Below are 12,412 nucleotides of genomic sequence, written 5' to 3'. Positions count from 1 at the left end.
GAGCGTTTGAGGCATGCGCAGATTACCGCCGTTGAAACGTATCCTCGTCTGGTTGGTGGCACTTGCCGGCATCGCCTTTGCGCTGCCGAACGTTCTAAGCCGGGAAGAGGCAGCCGAACTTCCGTCTTGGCTGCCCCATCGCCAGGTGGCGCTCGGGCTCGATCTCCAGGGTGGCTCCCATTTCATGCTGCGGGCGGCGCGCAGCGACATCGTCGCTGAACGGCTCGAGACGATCGCCAACGAGGTCGGCAAATCGCTGCGCGATGCCGACATCGCCTATATCGGCCTTTCCGGCGAAGGCCAGTCGATCGCCTTCCGCGTTCGCGACCGGTCGCAACTCTCAGCCGCTCGCGAGCGGCTGAGGCCGCTGACGGCGCCCGTCGATATCGGTGGTTTCGGCTCCGAGCCGATTTCCGAGGTCGTGTTCGACAGTGCAGAACCGGATGAACTGGTTCGCCTGCGCCTCACGGACGAAGGCATCGACTACCGGCTCTCGCTGGCCGTGGCGCAGTCCATCGACGTCGTGCGCCGCCGCGTCGCCGAAGTTGGCGCCATCGAGCCGCTGATCCAGCGCCGTGGCGATGACCGGCTGATCGTGCAGGTGCCTGGCCTCGGCGATCCGCAGCGGTTGAAGGATCTGCTCAGCCAAAGGGCCAACCTGGCCCTGCGGATGCTGGATACCTCCGTGCCCGTGCAACGCGCCGTGGAGGGCCAGCCTCCGTCCGGCACGGAAGTCCTCTATTCCTTCGACGACCCGCCAGTGCCCTATCTCGTCGAAAAGGCACCGCTGCTTGCAGCGGCGAATTTTGTTGCAGCCCAGCCGGAACCTGATGCTTCCGGCGAAAGCGCGGCGGTCGCCATCAAGATCGATACCGCTTCGCAGCAGCGTGTTGCCGCCCTTGCGGCGCAGCAGCCGCCAAAGGATGCAGCGATCGTTCTCGATGGACAGGTCATCGCGACGCTCAAGCTGTCGGAGGCTGTAAACGGCGACACCTTGCGCATCTCCGCAGACCTGCCGACCGAAGGTGCGACCGACCTTGCCGCTCTCGTGCGCACAGGGCCGCTCGCGACGCCCCTGACCTTCGTCGAAGAGCGAACGGTCGGCCCCGGCGTCGGTGGCGACGCCATCGCAGACGGCCTGAAGGCGGGTCTGGTTGCGGCTGTCGCAGTCGCCGCATCGATGATCTTTTTCTACGGCGTCTTCGGCGTCTTTGCGGTCATTGCGCTCGCCCTGAACATTGTCCTGATTATCGCGGCGCTTTCCCTTTCGGGCGCGACGCTGACCCTTCCGGGCATTGCCGGCATCATTCTGACGATCGGCGTGGCCGTCGATTCGAACGTGCTGATCTACGAGCGCCTGCGTGAAGAGGTTCGCGGCGCCGAGCCCCTGCGGCGCACCATCAACAACGCCTTTTCGCGTGTCTTCAGCAGCATCTTCGATGCCAACCTGACGATGCTGATTGCGAGCGCCATCCTCTTTTATCTTGGCTCCGGATCGGTGCGCGGCTTTGCCGTTACACTTGCGATCGGTAGCGTGACGACGCTCTTCACCGCTTACACGGTCACCCGCCTGATCGTGAAGCGCTGGCTGCGCCAATGGAAGTCGGAACGCTTGCCGAAGGGTATTCGGACCGGCCGCTTCAGCGACCTGGATATCCGCTTCATGCGGATCCGCAACCCGGTCTTCATCCTGATGGCGGCGCTGTCGCTCGCCTCCGTCCTGCTGCTTGCCGGCATCGGGCTCAATCTCGGCGTCGACTTCAAGGGCGGCTCGATCATCGAGCTGCATTCCAAAGGCGGACCGGTCGATGTCGCCGATCTTCGCGCGCGCCTCGACGAGCTGAATTTCGGCGAGGTCCAGGTGCAGCAGCTCGGCTCGGGCGAGGACGTTTTGGTGCGGGTACCGTCGCAGGAGGCGGGAGACAACGCCGAGCAGACGGCCGCCGGCGTCATCCGGTCGGAACTTTCGGACGAGTATGATTTCCGCCGCGTCGAGGTGGTCGGCCCCGTCGTATCCGGCGAACTCACACGCGCCGGCACTATCGGGCTTGCTGTTTCGTTCCTGGCTATCCTGCTCTATGTGTGGCTGCGCTTCGAGTGGCGCTTCGCCGTCGGCGCGATCATTGCCACGACGCACGACGTCCTGCTGACGATCGGTTTCCTCGTGCTGACCGGCATCGAGTTCAATCTCGGCAGCATTGCCGCGGTTCTGACGATCGTCGGCTACTCGCTGAACGACACGGTCGTCATCTACGATCGCATCCGCGAAAACCTTGCACGCTACAAGCGCATGCCGTTGTCGGTGCTGATCGATACGTCGATCAACCAGACGCTGTCGCGCACCATCCTGACAGCGCTGACGACCGTTCTTGCACTGACAGCGCTTTATCTCTTCGGTGGCGGCCTTATCCGCGCCTTCAGTGTTACAATGCTGTTTGGCGTTATCGTCGGAACGATCTCGTCCATTTACATCGCCGGGCCGATCCTCATCCTCTTCAGAAAGCGCACCGACCACATTCCGGGGGACGAGAACGCCTCCGGCGCGGATACGGGTGCGGCGGGCGCGGCAAAGGGTGCTGTTTGAAATGCCTAAGGGAATTGAAATTCGCGAAGCCCATTTTCCGGGACGTGCGCCCATCGATGCCTACGGCAATGGTGGCTTTCGCTTCGCAGACATGTCGCATCGTGGCTCAATCCTGATGCTGCCCTCGGGCGTCTATGCATGGGACGTCGCGGAGGGCGATGCGCTGACGGTCGAGAAGTTCTACAAGGTCGTTGATGAGGCGAAGGACATTGAGGTGCTGCTGGTCGGCACCGGCAAGGACATTCGCCCGCTGCCGGCCGATGTGAAGACAGCTTTACGCGCCGCCAACATATCGTCGGATCCCATGAGCACCGGGGCCGCTGTCCGCACCTACAATGTGATGCTGGCCGAATCGCGCGCAGTCGCCGTCGCACTGATCGCAGTCTGATCGGGCCTGGGGAAGACGACGTGCACGACAATTCTGCCCAGATTCTGGCTGACCTGCGGGACACGGACCGCGACCGCTATCTCGCCTGCCTGCTTGCGCCGGCCGACAAGCAGCCCGCGCTTGCCGCACTCTATGCCTTCAGTGCGGAGATCGCCCGCATCCGCGATCTCGTGCACGAGCCGATCCCCGGTGAGATCCGCATGCAATGGTGGCGGGACCTCATCGGCAACGACGCGTCGACCGGAGAAGGGCATCCGCTCGCTGAAGCGCTCCTTGGCTGTATTCGCGCGCACAGACTGCCGGTCTCCGTGTTCGAGAACATGATCGATGCCCGGATCTTCGATCTCTACGACGATCCGATGGAAGACCGTTCGGCGCTCGAGGGCTATGCCGGCGAGACCGCCTCGGCGCTGATCCAGCTCTCATCCCTGGTCCTTGATCCAGAGAATGCCGCGAAATCGGCCGAAGTCGCCGGTCACGGCGGTGTCGCGCAGACGGTCGCGGGCCTCCTCATGCTGTTGCCGCTGCATTTGCGCCGTGGCCAGGTCTACCTGCCGGCCGAACTGCTGCGCGCCACCGGTCTCGATCGCGAAACGCTGATCGCCGGCGAAGACAGCGCCGCGATCAGCCAGGCGATCCGGGCCTTCGCGGGCTTCGGGCGAGATCATCTCGCCAGGGCGCGTGCGCAGCTGGCGGCGATCGCGCCGTCGAATTTCCCCGCCTTCATACCGCTTGCGCTCGTCGAGCCTATCCTTAACCGCGCGGAGGCTGCGGGCGCCGGGCTTCTGCAGAAACCCATCCGCCCGGCCCAATGGCAACGGCAATGGTGGATGTGGCGTGCTGCACGGCGCCGCCGCTTCTGATACGTCAGAGGTTCGGCCTGATCGGTCTGCTCGGGGCTTTGGCGCAGACGCACGCGCCGTGACGACAAATTGGCGCAAGCCTCGCAGCGTATAGAAGCGCTTTATCGGCGTCATGCCGAGCGAAGGGGAGCGCCCGCGGATGCTTTGGTTATTGCTCATCGCCGTCATCATCTTGGTCGGCGCATTCTACATGTGGATGAACGCCCGCGCCGAGCGGGACTGGGACAATCCCGATGCCGGCTCTGCGATGGTGGAGTTCGGCCGTGCCTTTCCAGACGAGGCGATCCGGGCGCTGCACTCGACGGCGGACCGCACGGCAATCTTCCTGCGGCTGCATGACGGCAAGGCGGGCTTCATCCAGTCGCACGGCACCCACTATGTCTGCCACGTGATCCAGCCCGGAAAGGTTCGGGTCAATAGCTCCGAGACCGGCCGAGGCCTCATCGTGCATTTCCCCGATTTTGCTTATCTCGACAACGACTTCGAGTTTCAGAGCGCCGGCGAGGCGGCCGAGGTTTCGCTCTGGCTGCTCGGCAGCTTCAGTCCGAAATCGGAGTTCGAGCAGCCCGCCGCCGAGTCGCCGCATACGGCACAGGCGACCGAGTAGCTCTCACCGCGTTCTTCCATATAAGAAAAGGCCCGCTCGCATCGCTGCAGGCGGGCCTTTTGTCGTGGAACGAATGCGTGTCCGCCTGTCAGGCGGACTTGCCGAGCCAGGCGGCGCAATCGGCGAGCGCGCGCGACGCCGTCGCCTGCTTCTTGGCGACTGCCTTTTCCTTGCCACGGAAGCGCTTGACGCCTTCCGGCTTGGTGATCGCGCCCGGATCGAGTGGCGGGAACAGGCCGAAATTGACGTTCATCGGCTGGAACGAGCGCTTGCCCGGTTCATCTTCGGAAACGATGTGGCCGCCGGTGATGTGGTTGAGCAATGCGCCAAAGGCGGTGGTCGCCGGAGGGGTCGCCAAAGTCTCGCCTTTGCGTTCGGCGGCGGCGAAGCGGCCGGCGAGCAGGCCGATGCTGGCGCTTTCGACATAGCCTTCGCAGCCGGTGATCTGTCCGGCAAAGCGCAGGCCCGGCCGCGACTTCAGCGTCAGCGTTCCGTCGAGCAGTGTCGGCGAGTTGATGTAGGTGTTGCGGTGCAGGCCGCCGAGACGGGCGAATTCGGCATTCTCGAGGCCGGGAATCATGCGGAAGACTTCGGCCTGAGCGCCATACTTCAGCTTCGTCTGGAATCCGACCATGTTGTAGAGCGTGCCGAGCGCATTGTCCTGGCGCAGCTGTACGACGGCATAGGGCTTGACGGTGGGGTTATGGGCATTGGTGAGGCCCATCGGCTTCATAGGCCCGTGGCGCAGCGTCTCGCGGCCGCGTTCCGCCATCACCTCGATCGGCAGGCAGCCGTCGAAATAGGGCGTGCCTTCCCATTCCTTGAAGCCGGTCTTGTCGCCGGCGATCAACGCATCGACGAAGGCATTGTACTGCTCCTCGGTCATCGGGCAGTTGATATAGTCCTTGCCGGTTCCGCCGGGGCCGACCTTGTCGTAGCGCGACTGAAACCAGCAGATGTCCATGTCGATCGTCTCGGTATAGACGATCGGCGCGATGGCGTCGAAGAAGGCGAGCGCATCGGCGCCCGTTTCCGCGCGGATCGCTTCGGCAAGACCGGGTGCGGTCAGCGGGCCGGTCGCGATGACGGCGAGATCCCAATCTTTCGGCGGCAGACCGGTGACTTCTTCGCGCACCACCGTGATCAGCGGATGAGCGGCGATCGCCGCGCTGACCGCGTCGGAGAAGCCGTCACGGTCGACCGCAAGCGCACCGCCCGCAGGCACCTGGTTGGCGTCGGCGGATTTCATGATCAGCGAGCCGGCAAGGCGCATTTCCGCATGCAGCACGCCAACCGCGTTGCTGGTCGCGTCATCCGAGCGGAAGGAATTGGAACAGACGAGTTCGGCAAGGCCGTCGGTCTTGTGCGCGTCAGTGCCGCGCACGCCGCGCATCTCATGCAGGATGACCGGTACGCCGGCTTCGGCGATCTGCCAGGCGGCTTCCGATCCGGCAAGGCCGCCGCCGATGACGTGGATGGGGGAGTGGGAAGAAGTGTCTTTGCTCATGGCCGGCTTCCTATCACGGCTCGGCCTTTCGTTCCAACGCCTATAAACGAAAACGGCGCCCTGAAGGCGCCGTCTTGGGAGTCCTGGTCGTTCGTTCCGATTAACGGAAGGAACGGGCCGCAATGTTGCGGATGTCGTAACGGGTGATGCCAATGTCATTGAGAGCGTGGTTCGACAGGTTGCCGAGCTCGCTGACGGTGCGGCGGTAGTTGATCCAGCTTTTTGCGATACGAATCGGGTTCATGGTCATTTCCTCAAAATCAGGTTGTCGCGACAGCCATCTGTCTGCGTCGTTGAGGTTCTTATACGCTTGTCTAATTAGAAGGTGGAGTGCAAAGAAAATGCAGCTGCTATGCATTTGTGCAGTGCATCGCCGCATAGATGGGCACCGCTTCAAAAGGCGGCATCGATTAATGATTGATTAAAAGCTTAATTGCCCGTTGATAAGCGATTGTTTTCAAAGGGACTTACGAGCCGATGGTGAGCAAGGACGCAGCGTCTGTCGATGGACGCGGTTCGGCCGCATCGGCAGTCGCAGATGGCGAAGCATCCGGTGCCTCTCGCAAGTGCGAAGGCGTCACCTGGATCGTACTCGCTGCGACAAAAGAAAACGCCCCCCGGAATGAACCGGAGGGCGTCTTACTTGGAGGTCGGTTGCGCTTGACGCGCAGCCTGAATTACTTGATCGCCTGGCGAGCAACGTACGGGATGTCGCCACGGCCGATGCCGAGGTCAGACAGTTCGCGGTCGGTCATACGGCCGAGTTCGTTGCAGGTCTGACGATACTTGCGCCAATTGTTGAAAGAACGTGCGAGGTTCATGATCCTATCCTTTCTAGGGTCGTGTGCCAGCGCTCATCTCTCTTGCTGGCCGTCATCTGATGCTCTGAAATATAATCTTTTTGAGCAGAAGTTACAGAGACAATGCTGCATCGCACCCATGCAGGCCGTGCAAGCCTCTACGCGATGGCGTGTTCGCGGCTGGCGCCTAAAACGCGCGGCGCAATCGAGTTGTCGTGGCTGGAAAGCTGCCCGAAATGTGAGGGGCCAAAAACAAACAACGCCCGCTGGGGGAGGAGATCCAGCGAGCGTCGCTTTGTTCTGATCGGCAACCGGGAGGAGGAGTGTCGCCGATCCAAATCGAGGGGCGCTGGGAGGAGGAGTGCGCCGCCCCGATCGATGAGTTGAAGATAGTACGCAGGCGGGTGGAAGGGTAGCGCTGTTCCAGAATGGCACCTATGCATCCAGTGCATGGCGTGGGGCGAGCGCAGCGAAATTATGCGCGAATATTGTGCAGGTGCGCAGACGCAGGCTTCTTTGTGGAGAGGAGGGCTGAAAAGAATAACGCCCGCTGGGGGAGGAGGTCCAGCGAGCGTCATTAGGGGTGATTGGCAACTGGGAGGAGGAGTGTTGCCAATCTGATCGGAAGAGCGCTGGGAGGAGGAGTGCGCTCGTCCGAATTCCGTCGGTTTTACCCGGGCCTTTCTCAGCAAACTGAGGCGGCTGGCCATTTCCGCTGGCGACCGTCTGGCTTCATGCCTTCGTTCGCCTTTGATGATTTGAATATAGGACCTTTAAATCGATTTGTGCAGTGCAATATCTGCATGGAAGATATGCGCATTGCGCAAGCCGTTCGTTCGTCCTCATCGGTTTGGTGCGCAGTCGCGAGTGAGCGATTGTGTTTCCGCGCCGATACGTGATTAGTTGGGAGCTGAACCGGACCATTTCAAGCATCGGATTCTAGGCTGGGGGCAGGATGTACCGCGCGCGTCTCGAACGAGACTTCAAGCACTGGATGGACAAGGGGCTGCTGCAGGAGAATGCAGCACGCGCAATGCTGGCCGAATATGACGGTCGCGAGTCCACGTTCCGGGCAGGGCGCGTCCTGCTCATTCTCGCCGCACTCCTGTTGTCCGCCTCAATCCTGCTGCTTGTCGCCGCCAACTGGGAGGCGCTGCCACGCCTTGCGCGGGTGGCCGGCATCGTCGCTCTGGTCTGGGGCTTTCATTTCGCCGCTGCCTGGCTGACCCAGACCGGCCGCACGACGCTTGCCGCAGCGGCCCTCGTTCTGGGGGTGGCCGCCTTTGGGGGCGGCATCGCGCTGATCGGGCAGATGTATCACCTGTCGGGTGACGCGGCCGATGCCGCGCTGCTGTGGTTTGCCGGCGCCGTCCTCTCTGCCTTGGCATTTCGCTCAGCAGCAATGACCGCAGTTGCGGGTGGGCTTGCCTGGTTCTATTTCGGAACGGTGCTGCAGGACAATGGGTTCGGCGCCACGCCGGACTGGCGCGTGTGGTCCGTTCCGGCGCTCGCGGTGATCGTCGTTCTGCTGGTGCGCTTCACGGCCGCCGACCGGGCCCGTCATCTCGCCTATCTGCTGGTCCTGTCGTGGCTGGCCTGGCTTTACCTCGACAACGCGTCGCTTGCCTTTGCAGGTGGCCTTGCGGCGTTCGGCCTCGTGGCCTTTCTGGCGGCGACGCTGCCAGGCTCTCCGCTTCGCGCCCTGGCGGTCGATGCCGGTTCGGCACCCGCTTTCTATTCCTTCGCGCTCGCCTTGCTCGGTTTTACCGCTCTTCAATTCGAAGCCGTCGGAGTGACAACGGAGGTCGCGACCGGGGCGGGCACGCTGCTGGTGGCCCTCCTTGGGATCGCGCTTGCCGGGGCGCAGAACGGCGCCGTGCGCTATCTCGGCTACGTCGCCTTTGCCGGTGAGCTTCTCTATCTCGCCTTCGAAACCCTCGGCTCCATGCTCGGCACCTCCGGTTTCTTCCTGATCTCCGGATTGGTGGTTGCCGGCATCGCCTGGCTCGTCATCCGCATCGAGGGGCACTTGGCAAATGCGCGCGGGACGGAGGCGCCACGATGACCACCGCAAAGACCCGTTGGTTGAACCCATTGCTGGCGGCCCTGCTGGTTGCGGGCGTACAGACGGCGGCACTTGGCTATATGATCGAGAGCAGGGCCTCGATCCTCAGAAGCGGCCGTGACGTGCTGTTGAAGACCGTGCCTGTCGATCCCCGCGATCTGCTTCGGGGCGACTACGTGATCTTGAGCTACGACATTTCAAGGCTCCAGCCGGAATTGTTCAAGGGCGATACGCCGAAGCAGTCGGAAGAGGCTGAGGTCTACGTTCGGCTGGAAAGGCAGCTCGACGGCTTTTGGGCGGCGACCGAAGCGTCCTTCGCGCCGCTTAGCCCTGCCGGCGACAGCGTCGTCCTTCGCTCTCTGCCATTTGCCTACTATCCCTCGTCTGCGCTCTCGTCCGTCAATGTAGAATACGGGATCGAGCGTTTCTATGTGCCGGAAGGCGAGGGGCGGACGCTGGAGGAGGTGCGCAACGCCGAGGCGCTCTCCGTCAATATCCGCGTGGACGCCAAGGGAAAGGCCCAGATCCGCGAGATCGCAGTCAATGGCAGCCCGGTCTATGAGGAGCCTCTCTATTGAGGCACGCCGTGCCAACCCGCTTGGTCGTGGAATTCCCGCATTTTCCCTTTGATCCCGCGAAAACGAGTGATATAGAGACGCCGCGCTCGGGAAAGCCCTGAACTTTCAGCATGCCCATTCTATCCGCGGTATTCCGCTGGTTGGTCTTGCGGGAATACGGTCAGGCGGTGCGATTGTCTGAACGCGGGTATGGTGAAATTGGTAGACACGCCAGATTTAGGTTCTGGTGCCGTAAGGCGTGGGAGTTCAAGTCTCTCTACCCGCACCAGATCAGCGATCGCGCCCAAAGTCCGGATTCTGCGAGGATGAGGGGGGCTGGAGTGCCATTTTGCTTGCAAAACGGTTGCAGAACTGCGTAAAGCCACTCCCGGCAAATGGATCGGCTCACGTGCTCGCCAGACCTTTCGAAGGGGAAGAGCACAGTCAACGTGAAATGAAGGTTTGAACATGCAGGTTATCGAAACGCTCGCTCAAGGGCTGAAGCGCGAACTCAAGGTCGTTATCCCGGCCAAGGACATGGAAGCTCGGATGAACGAGCGTCTGGCCGAAGTGAAGGACCGTGTGAAGATCAACGGCTTCCGTCCGGGCAAGGTGCCGGTTGCGCATCTGAAGAAGGTCTACGGCAAGTCGATCATGGCTGACCTGGTTAACGAGATCGTTCGCGACAAGCCGACCGAGATCCTTTCGGGCCGTGGCGAAAAGTCGGCCACCCAGCCGGAAATCGCGATGACCGAGGACGAGGCCGAAGCCGACAAGATCCTCAACGCTCAGGCCGACCTCGAGTTCACCGTTGCCTACGAAATCATCCCGGCGATCGAACTCAAGGACGTCAGCGGCATCAAGGTGACCCGCGAAGTCGTCGAGATCGCTGAAGACGAAGTCAACGAGCAGATCCTGAAGATCGCCGAAAGCGCCCGCAGCTACGAATCGAAGAAGGGCAAGGCCGCCAACGGCGACCGCGTCACCATCGATTACCTCGGCAAGGTCGACGGCGTCGCCTTTGACGGCGGCAAGGACGAAGACGCTGAGCTGGTTCTCGGTTCCAACCGTTTCATCCCGGGCTTCGAAGAGCAGCTCGTTGGCCTGAAGGCTGGCGACGAGAAGGTCATCACCGTGACTTTCCCGGCTGAATACCCGGCTGCCAACCTTGCTGGCAAGGAAGCCACCTTCGACATCACCGTCAAGGACGTGGCTGGCGCCCAGGACATCGAAATCAACGACGAACTGGCCACCAAGCTCGGCCTCGAATCGGCTGACAAGCTGAAGGAAATCGTCCGCGGCCAGATCGAAAGCCAGTACGGCAACCTGACCCGTCAGAAGGTCAAGCGTCAGATCCTCGACCAGCTCGACGAACTCTACCAGTTCGAAACGCCGGAGCGCCTCGTCGAGGCCGAATTCGAAAACATCTGGCGCCAGATCAACACCGACCTGCAGCAGGCCGGCAAGACCTTCGCTGACGAAGAAACCACCGAAGAAGAAGCCCGCGCTGAATACCGCAAGCTCGCTGAGCGTCGCGTTCGCCTCGGCCTCGTTCTCTCGGAAATCGGTGAAAAGGCCGGCGTTCAGGTCAGCGACGACGAACTGCAGCGTTCGCTGTTCGAACAGCTCCGCCAGTTCCCGGGCCAGGAGAAGCAGATCCTCGACTACTTCAAGAACACCCCCGGCGCTGCTGCTTCGCTGCGCGCTCCGCTGTTCGAAGAAAAGGTTGTCGACCACCTGCTCGGCGAAATCTCGGTAACCGACAAAACGGTTTCCAAGGAAGAGCTGACGGCTGACGACGAAGAGACTGAAGGCAAGGCTGCCAAGAAGGCTCCGGCCAAGAAGAAGGCCGCTGCAAAGGCTGAAGCCACGGAAGGCGAAGAAGCCGCTGCTCCGAAGAAGAAGGCTCCGGCCAAGAAGAAGGCCGCTGACGACAGCGCCGAGTAATCGGATCGAAGCCTTAGGAATCGAAAGGCCCTGCCGCTTGCGGCAGGGCCTTTTTCGTTGCGGGAGGCGAGCTCTTCGTCCAGCGCTGGCCGAGAGCATGCTGCTTTCAGCGACACACGGAAGTGTCAGCTGATTCAGCCAGAGCCGACTTCGTGGCTCAGTGAAACCCGCGGCGCGCTAAGCGATGTCGAGGAGGAGGGCGCGATGGTCGGAGACTTCGGGCTCTGCGACGACATCGAAGCGAGCGACGCTGACTGCACCGTTCGCCAGCATGTAATCGGCAAAGCGGCCGCTCTTTAGATAGTGCGACGTGCGCGTGTCCGTGTGGCCGCGGGAAACGACGAGGTCGACGAGCCCCAACTGGCCGAGCGTCTGAAACGTTTGGCTGTCTGGGAGCACATTGAAATCACCGCACACGACAAGCCGCTCGTCTCCGGGCCAGACCTGGTGGACGAGACCTACCAGCGCCTCCGCCTGCGCGCGGCGTGCCGGACTGTCGTTCTTGCCGCCGACCTCCCGCAGGCCGTGCATCTGCGCGATGGTGATGGGAGTGCCGGCGTCGTGATCGAACAGGCGAATGCAATGGGCGTTGCGCGCACGCGGATGCGGCCCCCAGCTGTCGGGTGAAAAACTGCCATGCACAAAACCGAGGGCCTGGCCGATGACGGAATAGCCCCGCCGAACGAATGTTGCCAGACCGAATTCCGATGCCACGGGCGTGTCTCCTGCAAAGAGCGTCCCTCGCGCGGTCGGGCAGAAGAATCCATCATGTCCCGGTAGTACGGCGGCGATCTCGTCGAAGAGGTTGGCGCGTTGCGGCAGTTCCACATCCGCATCGCGATAGCTCAGCCATTCGGCCTCGGTCGTCGGTGATCGCGCGATCTCCTGCAGGCACAGGACATCGGCGTCGACATCGGCGAGATATTTCATCAAGGGCGAATGGAGCTTGCCGCCCCAGGCATTGAGCGAAAGGATGCGCATGGTGTTCGGCTCTCTTGATCGGGAGAGGTGAAGCTAGCCGATTCTCCGGCGTCCTGCGCACTTCGGATGCGGTCTGTGGGATGGCAAACCCGGAGAGATCGGTTCGGCAACGC

Annotated in this window: 11 protein-coding genes and 1 tRNA gene; 8 read left to right on the top strand and 4 right to left on the bottom strand. The window is 62.1% G+C overall.

All coding sequences use genetic code 11. The features are described 5' to 3' along the window. The first annotated feature begins 13 nt into the window (after positions 1–13). From secDF to IB263_RS22980, 4 genes are all read left to right on the top strand, one after another. Positions 14–2,584 carry a protein translocase subunit SecDF gene (secDF, locus tag IB263_RS22995; protein ID WP_192439059.1) on the top strand — a complete coding sequence of 857 codons (2,571 nt, stop codon included), beginning with the start codon at positions 14–16 and terminating at the stop codon, positions 2,582–2,584. A 1-nt stretch (position 2,585) separates the two neighbouring features. After that, a complete protein-coding gene (locus IB263_RS22990; protein WP_034796607.1) occupies positions 2,586–2,972 on the top strand; it encodes an Mth938-like domain-containing protein in 387 nt (128 codons plus the stop codon). Positions 2,973–2,992: 20 nt separating this feature from the next. After that, the gene (locus IB263_RS22985) at positions 2,993–3,835 is read left to right on the top strand and encodes a phytoene/squalene synthase family protein (RefSeq protein WP_060607510.1); all 843 of its coding nucleotides are present in this window, start codon (positions 2,993–2,995) and stop codon (positions 3,833–3,835) included. Between the two features lie 139 nt (positions 3,836–3,974). Further along, positions 3,975–4,442, top strand: a complete 468-nt coding sequence (locus tag IB263_RS22980; RefSeq protein ID WP_112976466.1) for a hypothetical protein — start codon at positions 3,975–3,977, stop codon at positions 4,440–4,442. An 88-nt stretch (positions 4,443–4,530) separates the two neighbouring features. Here IB263_RS22980 and trmFO read toward each other — a convergent pair whose 3' ends face one another. From trmFO to IB263_RS22965, 3 genes are all read right to left on the bottom strand, one after another. Beyond that, on the bottom strand, positions 4,531–5,949 hold the full coding sequence (gene trmFO / locus IB263_RS22975; RefSeq protein ID WP_112976447.1) for a methylenetetrahydrofolate--tRNA-(uracil(54)-C(5))-methyltransferase (FADH(2)-oxidizing) TrmFO: 1,419 nt from the start codon (positions 5,947–5,949) through the stop codon (positions 4,531–4,533). Positions 5,950–6,049: 100 nt separating this feature from the next. Next, complete coding sequence (locus IB263_RS22970) at positions 6,050–6,193, bottom strand: DUF1127 domain-containing protein (RefSeq protein ID WP_064816989.1); 144 nt, start codon at positions 6,191–6,193, stop codon at positions 6,050–6,052. 433 nt (positions 6,194–6,626) lie between these two features. Continuing rightward, on the bottom strand, positions 6,627–6,770 hold the full coding sequence (locus tag IB263_RS22965) for a DUF1127 domain-containing protein (RefSeq protein ID WP_064816990.1): 144 nt from the start codon (positions 6,768–6,770) through the stop codon (positions 6,627–6,629). 934 nt (positions 6,771–7,704) lie between these two features. Between IB263_RS22965 and IB263_RS22960 the strand changes: the two genes are divergently transcribed. The 4 genes from IB263_RS22960 to tig all read left to right on the top strand — a co-directional run bounded on the left by IB263_RS22960 (position 7,705) and on the right by tig (position 11,318). Continuing rightward, positions 7,705–8,814 carry a DUF2157 domain-containing protein gene (locus tag IB263_RS22960; protein WP_089044637.1) on the top strand — a complete coding sequence of 370 codons (1,110 nt, stop codon included), beginning with the start codon at positions 7,705–7,707 and terminating at the stop codon, positions 8,812–8,814. After that, positions 8,811–9,392 carry a GDYXXLXY domain-containing protein gene (locus IB263_RS22955; protein ID WP_192439058.1) on the top strand — a complete coding sequence of 194 codons (582 nt, stop codon included), beginning with the start codon at positions 8,811–8,813 and terminating at the stop codon, positions 9,390–9,392. The genes IB263_RS22960 and IB263_RS22955 overlap by 4 nt, the downstream gene beginning before the upstream one ends. Positions 9,393–9,575: 183 nt before the next feature. Then, positions 9,576–9,660: transfer RNA gene (locus IB263_RS22950), tRNA-Leu, on the top strand. Between the two features lie 179 nt (positions 9,661–9,839). Beyond that, a complete protein-coding gene (gene tig, locus IB263_RS22945) occupies positions 9,840–11,318 on the top strand; it encodes a trigger factor (protein ID WP_034796594.1) in 1,479 nt (492 codons plus the stop codon). 177 nt (positions 11,319–11,495) lie between these two features. Here the strand turns inward: tig and IB263_RS22940 are convergent, their stop codons facing one another. Then, positions 11,496–12,299, bottom strand: coding sequence for an endonuclease/exonuclease/phosphatase family protein (locus IB263_RS22940; protein WP_192439057.1), 804 nt, complete (start codon positions 12,297–12,299; stop codon positions 11,496–11,498). Positions 12,300–12,412: the final 113 nt, after the last annotated feature.

It is taken from the genome of Ensifer sp. ENS03 (assembly GCF_014852035.1).
Classification (GTDB): Bacteria; Pseudomonadota; Alphaproteobacteria; order Rhizobiales; family Rhizobiaceae; genus Ensifer; species Ensifer adhaerens.
Note: the sequence above shows the minus strand (reverse complement) of the source record. Positions and strands in the feature narration are given on the sequence as shown.